This is a genomic window from Chitinophaga filiformis (genome assembly GCF_900102545.1).
GTDB lineage: Bacteria > Bacteroidota > Bacteroidia > Chitinophagales > Chitinophagaceae > Chitinophaga > Chitinophaga filiformis.
The window spans coordinates 745,962-764,526 of sequence record NZ_FNBN01000002.1 but is presented as its reverse complement, the minus strand read 5'-3'; the positions used below and the strand labels follow the sequence as shown (position 1 = coordinate 764,526).

14 protein-coding genes are annotated in these 18,565 nt (G+C 47.2%); 7 read left to right on the top strand and 7 right to left on the bottom strand.

Annotated elements, in window-relative coordinates; translation table 11 throughout:
- The first annotated feature begins 89 nt into the window (after positions 1-89).
- Entirely contained in the window at positions 90-869 is a 780-nt protein-coding gene (locus BLR32_RS09560) for a ThuA domain-containing protein (protein ID WP_089832110.1), read from the top strand.
- Positions 870-1,774: 905 nt separating this feature from the next.
- Here BLR32_RS09560 and BLR32_RS09555 read toward each other — a convergent pair.
- The 4 genes from BLR32_RS09555 to BLR32_RS09540 all read right to left on the bottom strand — a co-directional run bounded on the left by BLR32_RS09555 (position 1,775) and on the right by BLR32_RS09540 (position 5,340).
- Positions 1,775-2,458: a response regulator transcription factor gene (locus BLR32_RS09555; protein WP_089831011.1), complete on the bottom strand. Its 684-nt coding sequence runs from the start codon at positions 2,456-2,458 to the stop codon at positions 1,775-1,777.
- Positions 2,459-2,777: 319 nt separating this feature from the next.
- Positions 2,778-4,058 (bottom strand): nucleotide sugar dehydrogenase, encoded by a 1,281-nt coding sequence (locus BLR32_RS09550; RefSeq protein WP_089831009.1) that lies wholly within the window; start codon positions 4,056-4,058, stop codon positions 2,778-2,780.
- 10 nt (positions 4,059-4,068) lie between these two features.
- Positions 4,069-4,836 carry a tyrosine-protein phosphatase gene (locus tag BLR32_RS09545; protein ID WP_089831007.1) on the bottom strand — a complete coding sequence of 256 codons (768 nt, stop codon included), beginning with the start codon at positions 4,834-4,836 and terminating at the stop codon, positions 4,069-4,071.
- Between the two features lie 24 nt (positions 4,837-4,860).
- On the bottom strand, positions 4,861-5,340 hold the full coding sequence (locus BLR32_RS09540; protein WP_089831005.1) for a GAF domain-containing protein: 480 nt from the start codon (positions 5,338-5,340) through the stop codon (positions 4,861-4,863).
- A gap of 309 nt (positions 5,341-5,649) precedes the next feature.
- On the opposite strand from BLR32_RS09540, the gene idi reads away from it, so the two are divergent.
- Both idi and BLR32_RS09530 read left to right on the top strand, forming a co-directional pair.
- The gene (idi, locus tag BLR32_RS09535) at positions 5,650-6,165 is read left to right on the top strand and encodes an isopentenyl-diphosphate Delta-isomerase (RefSeq protein WP_089831003.1); all 516 of its coding nucleotides are present in this window, start codon (positions 5,650-5,652) and stop codon (positions 6,163-6,165) included.
- Positions 6,166-6,197: 32 nt separating this feature from the next.
- Entirely contained in the window at positions 6,198-7,163 is a 966-nt protein-coding gene (locus tag BLR32_RS09530; protein WP_089831001.1) for a (-)-gamma-cadinene synthase, read from the top strand.
- A gap of 136 nt (positions 7,164-7,299) precedes the next feature.
- Here BLR32_RS09530 and BLR32_RS09525 read toward each other — a convergent pair whose 3' ends face one another.
- On the bottom strand, positions 7,300-8,337 hold the full coding sequence (locus BLR32_RS09525; RefSeq protein ID WP_089830999.1) for a hypothetical protein: 1,038 nt from the start codon (positions 8,335-8,337) through the stop codon (positions 7,300-7,302).
- A gap of 169 nt (positions 8,338-8,506) precedes the next feature.
- On the opposite strand from BLR32_RS09525, the gene BLR32_RS09520 reads away from it, so the two are divergent.
- Positions 8,507-10,198 carry a sodium/sugar symporter gene (locus BLR32_RS09520; RefSeq protein WP_089830997.1) on the top strand — a complete coding sequence of 564 codons (1,692 nt, stop codon included), beginning with the start codon at positions 8,507-8,509 and terminating at the stop codon, positions 10,196-10,198.
- A gap of 241 nt (positions 10,199-10,439) precedes the next feature.
- Complete coding sequence (locus BLR32_RS09515) at positions 10,440-11,324, top strand: inositol oxygenase family protein (protein WP_089830995.1); 885 nt, start codon at positions 10,440-10,442, stop codon at positions 11,322-11,324.
- Between the two features lie 74 nt (positions 11,325-11,398).
- Here the strand turns inward: BLR32_RS09515 and BLR32_RS09510 are convergent, their stop codons facing one another.
- Both BLR32_RS09510 and BLR32_RS09505 read right to left on the bottom strand, forming a co-directional pair.
- A complete protein-coding gene (locus BLR32_RS09510) occupies positions 11,399-14,329 on the bottom strand; it encodes an FAD-binding and (Fe-S)-binding domain-containing protein (protein WP_089830993.1) in 2,931 nt (976 codons plus the stop codon).
- A gap of 145 nt (positions 14,330-14,474) precedes the next feature.
- Positions 14,475-15,383: a DUF72 domain-containing protein gene (locus BLR32_RS09505; protein WP_089830992.1), complete on the bottom strand. Its 909-nt coding sequence runs from the start codon at positions 15,381-15,383 to the stop codon at positions 14,475-14,477.
- A gap of 310 nt (positions 15,384-15,693) precedes the next feature.
- Here BLR32_RS09505 and BLR32_RS09500 point away from each other — a divergent pair, with 310 nt between their 5' ends.
- Positions 15,694-17,133: a glycogen synthase gene (locus BLR32_RS09500; protein WP_089830990.1), complete on the top strand. Its 1,440-nt coding sequence runs from the start codon at positions 15,694-15,696 to the stop codon at positions 17,131-17,133.
- 18 nt (positions 17,134-17,151) lie between these two features.
- On the top strand, positions 17,152-18,426 hold the full coding sequence (locus tag BLR32_RS09495; protein ID WP_089830988.1) for a glucose-1-phosphate adenylyltransferase: 1,275 nt from the start codon (positions 17,152-17,154) through the stop codon (positions 18,424-18,426).
- Positions 18,427-18,565 lie beyond the last annotated feature (139 nt).

Sequence of the window (18,565 nt, the reverse complement as noted above, 5' to 3'; positions counted from 1 at the left end):
GAAAGCACCCAGTCTGATCCTGGTACGGAGGTCTGGTATTATTGAGCCGGATGTGCTATTTTGTAAACATCACATTCATCTCAATCACCATGCTTCAACGTATTTTCAGAAAGATCATCCTCTTCATTCCCCTTATGGCCGGCCTGTGTTCCTTAATGGCCCTGCAACCTGTTAAACCCCGTTTCCGTGTACTGGCACTGGCAGAAAACGGCGGGCATCATATTGCCTATTCAAAGACCGCAAAGGTGTGGCTGGACAAGCTGGCGACCGACAGCGGTTTTGCCATTGACTACATTCATAACACAGATAAGGTAGACAGTGTTTTCCTGGCGCAATATCAGTTGTTCATCCAGCTGGATTATCCTCCCTATGCCTGGAAGCCGGCAGCAGTGAAGGCATTTGAACAGTATATATCTGAAGGGAAAGGTGGATGGATAGGCTTTCATCACGCTACCTTGCTGGGAGAGTTTGACGGATATGGCTTATGGTCCTGGTTTTATCAATTCATGGGCAAGATCCGCTTCAAAGATTATATCGCCGATTTTGCAGCAGGCGATGTACATGTGGAAGACGCCACACATCCCGTACTGAATGGCGTACCTGCAGTGTTTAATGTAAAGACAGAAGAGTGGTATACCTATGATAGGAGTCCGCGTCCTGATGTGCACGTACTGGCCAGTGTGGACGAAAACTCCTATAAACCTGCCTCCGGAAAGAAAATGGGGGACCATCCTGTAATATGGACCAATACCGCGTATAGGGCCCGCAACGTCTATATTTTCATGGGCCATTCCCCTGACCTGTTTGAAAACAAGGCATACCTTACTTTGTTCCGCAATGCCATTTTCTGGGCTGCTGAGAAGCCCTGAAGGATGTTTGGTGATAATTACCCATCCTCGGGCAGATAGGCCCCAAAAGGCAATATGGTCGCAGTTTCGCGGATTTGTAATAATTCATAAGCCCGGATATGCCCTTTGTTCTGTCAGTGTATTGTCAGTTTTTACGTTTTTCCGGATATTATTTACGGAAAAACGATGATTCCACGATGTTCAAAAATCAAACTAAGAATGTATTGACGATAGCGGGAACCGTTAGTCCCCGAAAAGGGCGGATGTGAAAATATGCTGTGAATCTGGCAAAAAAGCATCATGCATGTTTACGCAGTCATTTGACAGGGATTTCCGCTATCCAACAAACGTGTCACCTCGTATTACGAAGATGATGCAAGAATAAATTTTCGTTAACCAAGGATTAACAACTTTCTAATTAACAAAGTCTTAATATTGCATTAACAATCCTTGTGAGGGTAGCCCCAGTTACCAGATACCAAATAGGATTCGATAACTGGGGTTAACAAACAATGGATGAAAGACCGGCTTTCCATTCATGGTTGGCCGTTTTTTTTTGACATAATTTTCCTCTGCATAAAAAAGAGCGTTCGATTGGACGCTCTTTTGTTTTTTCATGAATTACCGGTTTGGGGGATTCATTTCGATACGCGGTTTCCGGCCCTCTGGGGATTCATTTCGTCCCCGGGGTTATCACCCCGCGCTACAAACAATATCGCTCCTACGGAGCTAATCGTAGCGAATAATACAGTTTAGTCCCAGGGTATCACCCAGGCTACACAAAGCCCGGTCAGTGCGGCTAATCGCCGCAAATAATATCGTTTTGTCCCTGGGGTTATACCTTGGGCTCCCATATTTGTACCCATGCTTATAACCTCCGGTTTCATAACCGGGAAATCACGTTTATATCTTACTTGTCGCTGAAACTACCGGGCAATTCCCCCGTAACCGATCGCAAATTTGACAAGCGCGTTGGGACCTGAGAGCTGTAATTTCTTGGTGATATTATGCCTGTGATTATCCACTGTTCGGACACTGATGCACTTAAAGGACGCAATGTCCCTGCTGCTCATACCACGGGCTATCATATCCAGGATCTTGGCTTCTGTCTTGCTCAGTCGCTCGTTAACCACGGTTCCCCTGCCATCGGCATGAACAGGAGGTATCATCGCCTCTTTAACAGGACCGAGGGTTTCCCTGATATGATGGTATCTGCTCAGGCGGGATTGGATACTTTTCAGTAATTCTTCGCCGCTGAACGGATACACCAGGTAATCATCCGCACCAAGGTTCATGCCCTTCCGGACATTAGGGTTTACATTGAGCCGGTTGAAAAGAATAAAAGGCAGATGTTTCAGACTGGGATCATCTCTGAGGGTAATCAAAAACTGATAGCCGGAGGTATCGGTTACCAATACATCACACAGGATTAGATCTGGAAGCTGTTTGTTGGTCAGTAGGACGCCTTCTGCAACGGTGTTGGCCGTTATCACCTCATAAATTGGCATTAACTGCTGACGGAATTTACGCAAAACAGATGCATCTCCTGTTACCAACAGGATTTTCGATGGGGGAGCCTCATGTGAGGCTGCTGGGTAAGGTGTATTCATGGTACATGGTTTATCCCCGTTAAACAGCTGTAAAAGCCATTCTGCGGGAATGCTTTATTAGGTTAATGACTCGTCTTCTAATGGTTTTAAAAAATTGAATTGGCTAGCTCTTTAAGCCTCGCATGATAAGGTCGAATAGTAATAATAACAATCTGTTTGAGGCTTTGGAAAAAAGATATGGGATTTTTTAGCCTTTTGATAAAAGCAGCGTTGTAAGTAAAGTTAATAAATATTTTTACAACTAATTGATTTAGTAGGTAAAAAAGGGCATTACCACCCAGATATTGCCCTTTTTTATTTTATGGTTACCGCTGAGGTATCACAGTCGTGCATCTACGAGATCGCGATCAATACAGGCTTTGGTATCGAAAATGACCGCATTGTTACGGGTATGTTTTCTAAAGTCAAATTCCAGGAATTCACGGTGTGCCACGGCTATGACTATACCATCGTACACTTCGTGTCCATTCAGCCGTGTGATAATCTGCACGCCGTATTCCCGTTTTACTTCTTCCGGATCAGCCCAGGGATCGTATACAGTAATGTCCAGCCCGTATTGTTTCAGTTCATGATAGATGTCTACCACACGGGTATTACGCACATCCGGACAATTTTCCTTGAAGGTAATGCCCATGATCAATGCTTTCGCACCTTTGATCTTGTGGTCTTTTTCAATCATCAGTTTGACGATCTTACTGGCTACGAAATAGCCCATCTGGTCATTGACCCTTCTGCCGGAGAGGATTACCTGCGGATGGTATCCCAGCGACTCTGCCTTATGCGCCAGGTAATAAGGATCCACACCTATGCAATGTCCGCCTACCAGACCTGGCTTATATCGCAGGAAATTCCATTTTGTGGCGGCGGCCTCTATCACATCATTGGTGTCAATACCGATTCGGTCAAAGATCAGGGCCAGTTCATTCACAAAAGAGATATTGATATCACGCTGCGCGTTCTCAATCGCTTTGGAGGCTTCTGCTACCTTAATACTGGGCGCCTTATGAGTACCTGCTGTAATAATGGTGGCATATAACTCATCAATACGGGTAGCAATCTCCGGTGTGGAACCGCTGGTTACCTTTTTGATCTTCGTCAGGGTATTGACCTTATCGCCCGGGTTAATACGCTCGGGGGAATAGCCTACGAAGAAATCCTTGTTATAGCGGAGTCCGGACGACTTCTCCAGCACTGGTACACAATCTTCCTCTGTGCAACCCGGGTACACGGTGGATTCATAGATAACGATATCACCGGGTTTAAGGATGCTGCCCAGCATAGCGGAGGCGGCCAGGAGGAAGGTCAGGTCGGGCGACTTAAATTCGTCAATAGGCGTAGGAACAGTAACGATAAAGACACTATAGGCCTTCAGATCATTTTTGTCGGAAGAGAAGCGCAGCCCGGTAGTGGTATGCGCATCTTTCCCATGCAGGATGACGGCTTTCAGGTCTTCTATGTTGGCTTCACGGGTCTTGTCCTGGCCATTACTGAGTTCCTGTACACGGGTTGCATTAATATCAAATCCCAGCACGTCATATTGTTTGGCAAACTCAATGGCCAGCGGCAGGCCAACGTAGCCAAGACCAATAACTGCTATCATGTAGAGTAAATTATTTTATAGCCTGAGCCGTAGTCGTGAGTGTATTATTTTTAAACGGATAGGTTTCCAGCAGTTTCACCAGCTTTTTATCTTTTGCGATGGCTTTGATCGCCTGCAGGTGCTTTTCGTGGTGCAGGTCCGTTCCGATAAAGTCCACCATCTGATTTTCAATCATCCACTCGGCAGCCTTCTGGATATGTTTACCATAGTAGCCTGCCAGCGATAAAAGATTTACCTGCAGGTAGCAACCTCTTTGTTTAAAGGTCATATACTCATCCGTTTGCTGGTGGTAATAGTTATATCGTTCCGGATGGGCCAGTACAGGACGGTAGCCCTGGGCTGCCAGTTCAAACAGCCATTGGTGCAATTGCGGCGGCGCACTCATGAAAGAGATCTCTACCAGTACCAGCTCGCCGTTGAGGGTAAGCAGGCGGGATGACTTCATCAATTCCTCGAAATATTCATCCATGTAATATTCGGCCGCGTGGTCATAGCTGACAGGGCTGCCTTTGGCTTTCAATGCTTCCTTCACTTCGTGGAAAGGGGCACTGAGGGTTTCTGCCGAGTTAGGATAGCGGTCAATGATGATATGCGGGGTAGTGATGACCTTTTTAATACCCAGTTCATGCAATGTATCAATGAACTGGACAGCTGTTTCCACATCCTGCACGCCATCGTCCACACCCGGTACCAGGTGTGAGTGCAGATCAGTTTCTATCCCTGCCAGGAAAGGGATCTGCGTATTACTGCTATCGTTTTTTTTACGGAAAAAGAACATAAAAAGTGGGTCTGGTCTGTGAAGTTACACTTCAAAGTTGAGGGATGCGACTATCTCTTCCAGGAAGATCCTGTCAGTTTCATCAAAATGATCCGGCAGTTCACTGTCCACATCCAATACGCCAATAACCTGGCCATTGCGGATGATGGGAACCACGATCTCAGATTTTGAGAGGCTGCTGCAGGCAATGTGACCTGGGAAAGCTTCCACATCGGGTACAACAAGCGTTTTGGCTTCGGCCCAGCTGGTGCCACATACACCGCGTCCCTTTTTAATACGTGTACAGGCTATGGGACCCTGGAAGGGGCCTAATACCAGTTCATCGCTTTTTACGAGATAGAATCCTACCCAGAACCAGCCGAATTGCTCTTTCAATGCGGCAACAGTGTTGGCCAGGTTGGCCACCAGGTCAGGTTCGCCGTCTATCAATGCATGTATTTGCGGAATAATAGACTTGTATTCAGCTGTTTTGTCTCCTTTTATTATACTCAGATCTTCTGCCATAGATGCAAATATAATGAAACTTGAAAAGGAGCTATGCAAAAGGGCCGCAGCCAGAGATAAAATGAACAAACGCAAAAGATAAAATGAACAAATAAATGCGTAATTTGAAGTTGTAAGTTTTAACCCACCGCTGCCGTCAGCAATATCCCTATTGAAAATCCAGCAACCAAAATTTAAGCGTCACCTTAAAAGACACCTGTTATGATGAGCATCCACTCCCCGCCGGGCAACGGTATGTTGCTGCTATAAGTGTACTTATGCCAGCCGGAATTCGTTTACATAGATTATGAACCATATATTTGTCATTGTATGAAAGCACAGGTTATATTGGTGAATGAACTGGATCAGGAAACGGGATTGATGGAGAAAATGGAGGCGCACGAGAAAGGATTGTTACACAGGGCTTTTTCCGTGTTTATTTTGAATGATCAGGGTGACATGCTGTTACAACAGCGTGCACTTGATAAGTATCATTCCGGCGGCTTATGGACGAATGCCTGCTGTAGTCACCCCTTGCCGGGTGAAAGAGTGGAAGCGGCGGCTCACCGCCGTCTTTCAGAAGAAATGGGATTTGACTGTCCCTTACGCGAACTATTCCAATTTACTTACCGCACAGAATTTGACAATGGTCTGATTGAACATGAATACGACCATGTATGGACAGGCACTTACAATGGTGCTATCCACCCCGATCCCCGGGAAGTGCATGCATATCATTATTTACCCGTAAACGAAATATTCCGGTTGTTGGCAGAGGTACCGGAGCAGTTCACCAGCTGGTTCAGGCTGGCTTTCCCACGAGTTATAGACCAATTAAGGGTCTGATGGACCCACTCACCTCTTAACCATTTTTTACTATGCCAACGATCACCTTGCCACGGATAGCCTATCCGTTTCCCTCTTCTATTAACCAATTTGTAACAGCAGCCCACGAACAGAACCGCCAATGGGTACAGTCCTTCGGATTTATTACAACCCCCGAAGCCTTAGCCCGGTTCGACAGATCAAGATTCGCATGGCTGGCCGCCCGCGCCTTTCCAAATGCCGACTTTCACGAACTGTGCATCATTGCCAACTTCAATACCTGGTTGTTCATGCTGGACGACCAATGCGACGAAGCACAACTGGGCAAAAAAGCACTATCCCTGGAACAGGTCACAGACGGCTTCATGGACATTCTGAAACATAATACACCTATTGATTCTATTTTAGGCAGAAGTTTTACCGACATCTGGGATCGTATGCAGGCCATTGGAGACACCGCATGGCAGGCAAGATTTATCCGCAGTATGGAGGAATACTTTACTTCCTGCCACTGGGAAGCAGGCAACAGAGCAGCTGGTGTTACGCCTACCGTTGCGGAATATGTTACCATGCGCCCTTATACCGGAGCATTGTTCGCCGATGTGGAAGCCATAGAGATCATCGAAAGAGTTTATCTGCCCGCTCACATCCTGCAACATTTTATCGTGCAACGTCTCGTACTGGCCTGTAACAACATTGTATGCTGGGCCAACGACATCTTCTCCTGTGCCAAAGAAGCCCGGCAGGGAGATGTTCACAATCTCGTATTAGTGCTGGAACATGAACGTAACATTTCCTTACAGGATGCCGTTAATGAAACCCTGCGCATGCACAACGAAGAGGTAAAACTCTTTACCGCCCTGGAGAAATTGCTGCCCTCCTTTGGCTCCGAAATGGATAAGGAACTGGAAAGATTCCTGTCTGTACTGCGCTCATGGATTACAGCAAACTATGACTGGAGTTTCCATGATACCGGCAGGTATCAGGTGAAAGAAGTGGAAGTGCTTGCAGGGAAATAAATCGGGGTAAAATCCCGGTTGTAACATTGGTCCCGAGCTTGAAACCCGGGACTACAAACACGGTCCCTACGGAGTCTGGTGCATAACGTAATCAGACTCCGTCGGGGGGCTGTGTGTTTGTAGCCCCTATTGTTTTTCATCCCTGATTCCTGGTTCTCTTCAATCGCTTTTCCAATAGTTTCCCCAACCACCAGAATGACAGCGCCAGGATCGTAAAGAACACACCTTTGTGCGTACGATCCCAGAGGTATTCAAAATATCGTGTATACAGGTCCAGCAACAAAAACATGACTGCCATATCCCTGACCATGGCATCATGCTTTTTAATACCCCAGATCAGTGCCAGCACACACATTACAGTAAATGCCGCTACCCACCAAAGCAACTGCACCTGTCTTACATGCTGCCATTCATCCCAGGTGGCAGAGTTACCAAAAATAGAGATCATCCAGCCCGACAGGAATAATAACAACCAACTGCCTGCCCAGGTAATATCGCCTACCTGTTTGTATAAACGATTATTACGGATCAGCAGGTGAATGCCCGTCATGATAACAGCCAGTAAGATCATCCGGCAGGGGAGATTCATGCCCAGGAAAAAAGAGCCGCCGGAGATGTAATAGGTCAGTTTTACATAAGCCGGTATCAGGCAGAGGAGCGTGGCCGACCAGAGCAAACGGGAGGACAATAAGATCCCCAGGATGCCATATGTGGCGGTAGCCAGCAGCCAGAATACGCCGTAGTTACCATTAAGATATAGCAGTGTCTTCCCCAGGTATACCACGCTGACACCAACACTTAATATCGGCAGCAGCCAGAATGCCTCCCTGTTCAGGGAATATTCAGGATGCCTGTGCTGGCGGCGGTAGCCATGAAAACAGAGGAATACGGTAAGTGCCGCAAAAAGTGTAGAAATAATGCCATCTGTGAGGGAAAATTTCAGACGTAACACCTCGATCCATTTCTCATCCAGCACCAGCGAGCCAAAGGCCATCAGTGCACAGGAGATAGCTGCGATGAAGATATACAGCGTCACTACCTGCCAGTCGCCCGCCCTGATCCGCCAGGTTTCTTTCAGCCGGCTGGCCTGTTCCGGCGTGATCAGCGATTCAGATTCCCATTGACGGATAGCTTTCTGCAAAAGGTGCGCTTCCTTTTTGTCTACTTCTAACATACGGGTAAATATATATAAAAATCGTCCACCGGCTACGGGACCGGACTGTCATTATATTTTAGCGGACTATTTGAAATAATGCTTATTTGAGTATCTTGTTCCGTTTTTTATACTATCTAACTTAATGCCACGGTCTGCAGGCTATATCTGCGGATTTTAACTTCCAGATATGAATCAATTGACTGATACACACCACTTAAAGTACTGGGACTACCTGGTATTCTTCATCTATTTCGTTATTGTGGCCGGGTATGGTTACTACATCTATCAGCGTAAGCGGGCAAAAACAACCAGTACCAAAGACTTTTTCCTGGCAGAAGGCTCTCTTACCTGGTGGGCAATAGGCGCTTCACTGATCGCATCCAATATCTCGGCAGAACACTTTATCGGGCAGTCGGGCTCCGGTTTTGCCCTCGGACTGGCCATCTCCACCTATGAATGGATGGCAGCCGCTACGCTCATTATTGTGGCCGTATTTTTTATACCGGTGTATCTGAAGAATAAGATCTACACCATGCCCCAGTTCCTGCTGGAGCGGTATAATTCCACAGTGAGTACGATTATGGCCATTTTCTGGTTGCTGGTATATGTATTTGTGAACCTGACATCGATTATTTACCTCGGCGCACTGGCAATAACAGCTATTTCCGGTATACCATTCCTCTGGTGTATTGTCGGCCTGTCTGTTTTTGCCGTGATCGTGACGCTGGGAGGCATGAAGGTGATCGGTTATACGGACGTGATACAGGTGTTCGTGCTGATCGTTGGCGGACTGGCCACTACTTACCTGGCTTTACGTATGGTGTCCACTCATTTCGGGTATGGAGAGAACATCCTGAAAGGCTTATCACTGGTACGTGAAAAGGCGGATTCGCATTTCCACATGATCTTCTCAAAAGAACATAATTACTATAAAGACCTGCCGGGCCTGTCTGTACTGATAGGCGGTATGTGGATCAATAACCTGAACTACTGGGGATGTAACCAGTATATCATCCAGCGTGCCCTGGGCGCTGATCTCAAAACAGCCCGGAGTGGTATCCTGTTTGCTGCATTCCTGAAGCTGCTCATTCCTGTTATCGCCGTACTGCCGGGTATTACCGCTTATGTACTGTTCAAAGAGGGCGTGTTCAATGCAGAGCTCCGCGATGCTGCAGGTGTGATAAAACCTGATCATGCCTATCCGACCTTAATGAACCTACTGCCGGAAGGCTTGAAAGGACTGGCATTTGCCGCGCTGACAGCTGCGATCGTTGCATCGCTGGCAGGTAAGGCAAACAGTATCTCTACTATTTTCTCCCTGGATATTTATCATCGTTATTTCAATAAAGAGGCTAGTGAGAAGCAGCTGGTGAAAGTAGGCCGTATCACGGTGATCGTGGCCATGGTGATTGCCAGCCTGGTAGCTCCGGCATTATCAACGCTGGATCAGGCTTACCAGTTTATCCAGGATTACGTAGGTTTCATTTCCCCGGGCGTACTGGCTATTTTCCTGCTGGGCTTCTTCTGGAAACGAACCACTTCCACAGCGGCTCTGGTGGCGGCAGTACTGACAATACCATTGTCTACCATACTAAAATTCCTGCCTTTATGGACGGACTTGTCTCCCCTGTATAGCCTGGGGCTGGCGGTGCCTAATGAAAGCGGCATATATGAAATTCCCTTCCTTGACCGTATGACGATAGTGTTTGTAGTGCTGGTGTTACTGATGATCATCATCACATTGGCAGACAACAGGAGCAAGGAGCAGAAACGTGTGATAGAAATTGATACGTCTTTGTTCAGGAGCTCTCCGGCCTTTATTGCAGGAAGCGTGATCATTATGGGAATACTGGCAGCTTTGTATACCGTATTCTGGTAGTCATTTAACAATACCATATTTATGGAAAAGGCGTCCGCATTAGCAGACGCCTTTTTTCATCGCGGGTGAAAACCATTCCGTTCACCGGGGATGTCCATATTGGCACCTGGGGTTTTCTGCCCCGGGAAAACGGAATGAGGCCCCTCCAATTTCCCCCATATATTATTTGTGGAAATCGATTGAAATCCGTAAATTGGAAGTGCAGACTAGCTATTATTCTCCAACATTCAATCCACGAATTATGAGCTCAAACAACTTTTCCGGTGAACAATTAAATCCATTGCAGAGCATAGAGCAATGGGAAGACGATGTAGTGTTACGCTATCCCGAGCCAGGTGTGCCGGAAACAGCTAAATCCAAAGAGGAATACAGGAATTATGACAATCCGGGCAGAGACACCGTGCGTGAGTTCTACCGGCTGAATCATAAATACCAGACCTACGATTTCGTACAGGAGAAGAAAAAAGAGTTCCTGGCTTTCAGCAGAAAAGAAATGCCGGTTTGGGGTGCAATGGAGTTCCTCAATACCCTCGTGGACGATTCTGATCCTGACATCGAACTGGACCAGTTACAACACCTGCTGCAAACGGCTGAAGCGATCAGGGCCGATGGTCATCCTGACTGGTTTGTACTGACCGGCTTCATTCATGATATGGGCAAGGTGCTTTGCCTTTTTGGAGAACCACAATGGGCTGTAGTGGGGGATACCTTCCCGGTAGGCTGCCAGCACTCCGATAAAATAGTATATCCTGAATTCTTTGCAGACAATCCTGATGCAAAGGATGAACGTTATAATACCAAATACGGTGTATATAGTCCCAACTGCGGACTGAATCAGGTGGACATGTCATGGGGACATGACGAATATCTTTACCAGATGGTGAAGGATTATATGCCTGAACCGGCATTATACATGATCCGCTATCACTCTTTCTATGCACAGCATCGTGAAGACGCTTATGCGCATCTGATGAGTGAGCACGATTATGAAATGTTTGAATGGGTGAAGAAATTCAATCCGTACGATCTCTATTCAAAGAGTCCAAAACCTCCGGTTATAAGCGAATTAAAGCCATACTATGAGGATCTTATAGCAAAATATTTACCTGCCACGATCAGGTTGTAATTTGCCATTTGTGTTTAAAAACGGAAAGGCAGACCTGTAATGGGTCTGCCTTTTATATTGTACATAAGCTGTAGTTATACTAATGCATCATACAGGATCTCTACCGGGTGCATAGACTTACGGCCGGTACCATCTTTTACCTGGTGCCTGCAGCTGGTGCCGGGAGCGGCAATGATTGTTTCCTCAGCCGCATTACGCACTGCCGGGAATAATACCAGCTCACCGATCTGCATAGAGAGATCATAGTGCTCTTTCTCATAACCGAAAGAACCGGCCATACCACAACAGCCGGAAGGAATGATCTCCACAGAATAGTTGGCAGGTAATGACAGGATATTCTTACTGTGCAGCGGCGTAGACAAGGCTTTCTGCTGACAGTGACCATGCAGTTTGATCTGCCTTTTCTCGCTGGTAAAGAGTGTAGCAGGAATATTGCCGGCTGCAGCTTCTTTACTCAGGAATTCATCTACCAGGAATACATTCGGAGAAAGTTTTTTGGCTTTTTCTCTCAGCTCTTCCCTTACCAGGTCAGGATATTCATCCCGAAAACTGAGAATAGCAGAAGGTTCCACACCCAGTAAAGGCACTTCCATATTAATGATCTCACTGAAGATGCGTACGTTTTCTTCTGCAAAGTTGCGGGCCTTGCGTAGTAAGCCTTTTGACATCCAGGCGCGGGCGCTTTCAGGATGTTCGATCATCTGTACATCATAGCCTAGGCGATGCAACAGTTTCACTGCTTTGATACCGATATGCGTATCATTGAAATTGGTAAACTCGTCGCAGAAGAGGTATACCTTTTTCTTAACGGATGATAGCGCTGTCCTTTCACGTGGCCATTGTTTTTTGAACCAGCTTCTGAGGGTGGTGGACTGCAGCTCCGGCAGGGAGCGTTTCAGCGCAAAGCCGGAAGTCTTCTTAATCAGGTTGCCAGTAAGCGTTGTATTCACCATCCAGTTATAAATACCCGGCGCTATAGTAGCCAGGCCATTCAGGCGGGTGAAATTGCTGATCAGTTTTGCCCTGAACGGAACACCATTGGCATCGTGATAATGCTGGAGGAATTCCATTTTCAGCTTGGCCATGTCTACGTTAGACGGACATTCTGATTTACAGCCTTTACAAGCCAGGCAGAGGTCCAGTACCTCGTAGATCTCTTTATGATCGAAACGGTTCTCTTTATTGGAATGTGTCAGGAACTCACGTAGGATATTCGCCCTGGCGCGGGTGGTATCTTTTTCATTGCGTGTAGCCATGTAGCTGGGACACATGGTACCACCACTCTTTTCGGTCTTACGGCAATCGCCGGAACCATTACACTGCTCCGCATGTTGAAGAATGGTTTGTTCCGGGAAGTGGAACACAGTCTTCAGCTGAGGCGCCTTTTGTCCGGGTTCATAACGCAGCATGCTGTTCATGCTCGGCGTATCAACGATCTTATTTGGATTGAAGATATTTTCCGGGTCCCAGGTATATTTCAACTCACGTAAAAGGGTATAGTTTTTCTCCCCGATCATCTGGCGGATGAACTCACCGCGCAAACGACCATCGCCATGTTCTCCACTGAGAGAGCCTTTATATTTCTTTACGAGGGTAGCTATTTCTTCTGCGATCTTCCTGAACAGGAGATTTCCTTCTTCTGTTTTCAGGTTGATGATGGGACGGAGGTGGATCTCACCACTGCCGGCATGCGCATAGTGAACGGCATAGAGGCCATATTGCTTCAGGATATCGTTGAAGTCGCGGATATAAGCCGGAAGATCATCAATATCGATAGCGGTATCCTCGATCACGGGAACGGCTTTCTCGTCGCCCGGCAGGTTACTCAGCAGTCCCAGACCGGCTTTACGCAGGGTCCAGATCTTTTTGGTGTCTTCACCAAACAGCAGGGGGAAGTGATAACCCAGTCCGGCGGCCTGTAATTCGGCAATGAGACGATTGGCAACTTCCGTAATAGCTTCGCGGGTATCACGGCAGAATTCCACTACGAGGATTGCGCCCGGATCGCCCTGCACAAAGAAGCGGTTCTTGCTCTGCTCAATATTGTCTTTGGTACATTCCAGGATGTAGTGGTCAATCAGTTCACTGGCGCTGGGTTTATATTGCATAGCAATAATATTGGCGCGCAGGGACTCATCGATGTTATTGAAGTGCACGCAGAGCAGCCCGGTTTCTTTGGGCGGCAATGGTGATATGTTCAGTTTGATCTCTGTCAGGAAAGCGAGGGTACCTTCGGAACCTGCAATCAGTTTACAGAAGTTGAAGTCTTCCTTACCGGCAGTAAAGGGGGCCGTTTCCAGCAGGAGGTCGATGGCATACCCCGTGTTGCGGCGGGTAATGCTGGGTTTGGGAAATTCCCTGCGGATCTCTTCCTGGTTGGTATGGTTACCCAATAAGGTACGGATCTGCCGGTAAACCGTTGTTTCCAGGCTGTTGTCATTCTTTTCACAGCGGGCATGGAACTCGTCGGCCGAAATGGAATTGAAGACCACGTCTGACCCGTCGCTGAGAATTGCCTTTACTTCCAGCAGGTGTTCACGGGTACTACCGTATACCACCGAGTTGGAACCACAGGAGTTATTGCCAACCATTCCCCCGATCATCGCCCTGTTGGCAGTAGAGGTTTCTGGTCCGAAGTAGAAGCCATAGGGCTTCAGGAACATGTTCAGCTCATCTCTGATGACGCCTGGCTGTACCCTTACCCAATGTTCTTCTGTGTTGATTTCCAATATCTTAGTGAAAGTTCTTGAAACATCTACTATAATCCCGTTTCCGACTACCTGTCCTGCGAGGGAAGTACCGGCAGTACGGGGAATGAGTGAGGTTTTATTGGCGCGGGCGAAAGCGATCAAAGTTTTTATATCCTGTTCGTTTGCCGGAATCGCCACGGCCAATGGCATTTCACGGTAGGCTGATGCATCGGTGGCGTATAGGGTACGCATGGTGTCATCGTCATATAATGTACCCGTCAGATCACGGGCCAAGTCCCTAAGCTGTTCTCGCATATTATTAAACTTCCCTTTTCAGAGAGTAAAATTAATATTTAGAAAGTTGGGACACAACTACAATTGGAATTATGTTCCAATTGGGGCAGTTACTGCTGCTATATTTGGAATCATATTCCATTTGCCACCGTATGCCGGGCCGGCATCAGAACAGCGTATTCTGCTGGGCGATAAACATCGGTTTCTGCAACTGGATGCCGGTCACCTCTTTGAATTTGTCTACCAGGTAGACGGTCAGTTCCGGGGAATAAGCCTCATCGTGCATGTGCATGAAGAAATACAGCTCTTTCAGGCCATGTTGCAGCCAGTAATGCATACGGTTCACCCAGTCGTCGACACGGGTATAATCGGTAGGATGAAGGCTGTTACCCACAAAACGGATAAAGGCCTTGGCAACAGGCATATACATATGCGCACAATCCCGCCGTCCCGAAGTATCTGTAATCACAGCTCCTACATTAAGTTTATGCAGGGTGCTGAATAGTTCCTCCCTGGTGGTAGCATCACTGAACCAGTCGGGGTGACGCACTTCCAGGAAGAACTGGAGATCCTTGGGCAGGCTTTCCAGGTAGCGGAAGAGGTTATCTTTTCTTTTCGGAGAATATTTATCGCTGACCTGCAGGAAGATGGGCCCCAGGTGATCGCCAAAAGCGAGGATACCTTCCAGGAAGGAAGTGGTCTGGAGGCTGGCATCTATCAGGTTGCTGTAGTGGCTGATGGACTGTGGTACCTTGGGACAGAATTTAAAATCCTTTCCCTGGGCGCGGACATCCCATTTTTCTATGGCCTCAGGACCATAGATCTTGTAATGGGTGGCATTCAGCTCAATGCTGTTGTAGTGATGCACATATTCATCCAGGAAGTTGGCTTCTTTGGTGCCTTTGGGATAGATCTTTCCGATCCATTCCTTACGGCCCCATTTGGCGCAGCCCAGGTAGATCTTTGGTTGCTTAAGCGGTTTCCCTTTTAAGACCGTTTTATTAAAGGCCGGTTCAGCCGGCAGTTTAAAATCTATTTCATCCAGCAGAGCCGGATCAACACGACCAAAATCCATAGTGAAGTGAATCTTTCTCCGAAGGTAATGCATTATGCTTTTATACGGACTATTCCGCACTCCGGGGCTGGCCTGCCCCATATGAGGGGATAATGGGACAAATAACAGGAGGCTAACTGTAACGGGCGCATTAAAAAAACGCTTGTTTAAATTTGATGTTATATAAAGAGATTGGTTTAAATTACACTGCACTTCAGGATTTAAATCAGCAGCGTATTGCAGGATGGGCGCACTCAAATAAAGTTTGGATAATCCTTTGTAATATGCTTTTTACAAGGTAATTTAAAAGAAACAGATATAATCGTTTAGCATGGAGATTTTACACGTTAGCGCGGAGTGTTACCCTGTAGCCAAAGTAGGAGGTCTGGCAGATGTGGTAGGGGCTTTGCCCAAGTACCAGTTGCAGGCAGGGCATATAGCCAAGGTGGTGATGCCCGCTTACAATACCCGGTTCTTTCACACACACGAATTCGAACTGGTACATCAGGGTGGTTGCTGGTTAGGACACAATTGGTACCACTTCAATGTATGGAGGGAGGTTACCAACCTGCTTGGGTTTGACCTTTATATGGTCGACATCCCGGGACTGCTGGACACGGAAAGAGTGTATGGCTATTGGAACGATACAGAACGCTTTATGGCCTTCCAGGTAGCTGTACTGGACTGGCTGAATGAATGGCAGCATCAGCCGGATGTAGTGCATGTACACGATCATCACACAGGACTGATCCCATTCATGATGACCCATGCTTACAAATATGAGCGTTTAAGAAATATTGCCACTGTTTTAACGATACATAATGCCCAATACCAGGGACAGTTTGGCTGGGACAGGTTATACCAGTTACCAGGCTTCGATCTCTGGAAGGCCGGATTACTCGGCTGGGAAGGCGCTATTAACCCACTTGCCGCGGCCATTAAATGCGCCTGGCGGGTCACAACAGTATCACCCAATTATCTCGAAGAATTATATACCGGCGCCAATGGTTTAGAGGATTTACTGAACTATGAAAGGGGTAAAGCTGTTGGTATATTGAACGGTATAGACACTGTAGTATGGGACCCGGCTACAGACCCCATGCTACCAGTCAATTACGATCAACAGACATTTATTGAAGGAAAGCGCGACATAAAGCAACAATTATGTGAACAGTTTAAACTCAATCCTGAACTCCCGCTGATATCCTTTATTGGCCGTCTCGTAGGGGAGAAAGGAGCAGACCTGCTGCCGGATATCATTGGCAGGTCCATCTTTGAGCAGAAACAACAAGTGAATTTTCTATTGTTGGGAAGTGGAGATCCACATGTGGAATGGTCATTGCAACAGACTAGAATATATACCGAAGCCAATTTTAATGTGCAGTTTGGATATGACGAAGCGTTGTCGCACAGAATTTACGCAGGCAGCGACTTCCTGCTGATGCCAAGCCGGGTGGAACCATGCGGATTGAACCAGATGTACGCTTTGCGTTATGGCACAGTTCCCATTGTTCGCAGTGTAGGAGGATTGAAAGATACAGTGACAGACTTCGGTGACCCTAACGGATTTGGCATCCGTTTTATACATGCTGCTGCATGGGATGCCTGCCTTGCTGTAGGCCGTGCTGTTGAGTTGTACAACGACACTGAAAAATTGCACGATATCTGCAAAACCATTATGCAGTTAGACCACTCCTGGGATTCTGCAGCTGCAGAGTATCTGCAATTATACAGCTCAATAGTAATGAAAAGACCAGCACCCAAAAACTGAAACAAAGAATCGTAATATATGTCTAACGCAGTTATCTCCCTTATCTTAGGTGGCGGATCCGGCACCCGTCTCTATCCCCTTACGCGCAAGCGCTCCAAACCCGCCGTACCGGTAGCGGGTAAATACCGGCTCGTGGATATTCCCATTTCGAATTGCCTGAACGCCGATATGAACCGTATTTTCGTGCTGACACAGTTCAACTCTGCGTCACTGAATAAGCACATCAAAAATACTTACCATTTCAGCCATTTCAGTAAGGCGTTCGTAGATATCCTGGCGGCAGAACAGACGCCCGACAACCCGACCTGGTATCAGGGTACTGCTGATGCCGTGCGTCAATGTCTCCATCATATCGACAACTACGAATTTGAATATGTGCTCATCCTTTCCGGCGACCAGCTCTACCAGATGGATTTCCGCGAAATGCTGCAGCACCATATAGAAAGTCAGGCAGAGGTTTCCATTGCCACCATCCCGGTGAATGCAAAGGACGCTTCCGACTTTGGCATCCTGAAAACGGATGACCAGGGTATGATCACTTCCTTTACAGAAAAGCCCAAACAGGATGTATTAGCTCCCTGGGCTTCTCCGGTGAGTGAGGAAATGCAGTACGAGGGGCGGGTCTACCTGGCGAGCATGGGTATATATATCTTCAGTCGCCAGACGCTGTACGACCTGCTGAATGGTCAGGCAGCGTCTACTGACTTCGGTAAGGAACTGATCCCTTATGCTATCAATGCTGATATGAAAGTAGTGAGCTATCAGTATACGGGCTACTGGACAGATATTGGTAATATCAGTTCTTTCTGGGAAGCGAATCTTGGTCTGACAGATGAGATACCGAAGTTCAACCTCTTCGATGAGTCCCAGATCATTTATTCCCGCGCACGTATGCTGCCGCCTGCGAAGATCTCCGGTACCCTGAAGAATACTGTTATCTCTGATGGTAGTATCATTCTCGACAGTCACCTGGAACGGTGTGTGGTGGGAATCAGGACCCGTATTGGCCGGAACTCTGTGATCACTAACAGCTATGTGATGGGAAGTGATTTCTATCAGACCCTGGAAGACCTGGAGAAGGCGCAGGCTAAGGGGCATCCGCCGATGGGAATCGGGGATAATTGCCGTATCAATAATGCGATCATAGATAAGAATTGTAGTATTGGGAATAATGTGCTGATCAATGTGGGGGGAAGTGTGTTGCCTGATGGTGATCATGAGCTGTATGCAGTGAAGGATGGTATTGTGGTGATCAAGAACGGGATGGTGTTGCCTGATGGATTTGTGATCTAACAGATAATCTGATATAACAGATAAAAATGCCGCGGAGATGTTTCGCGGCATTTTTATTAGGGGGATCACCATCCGAATCCCCGGGATTATCACCCCCATCCGATTCCCCGGGGGTATCACCCCGTTCGATTCCCCGGGG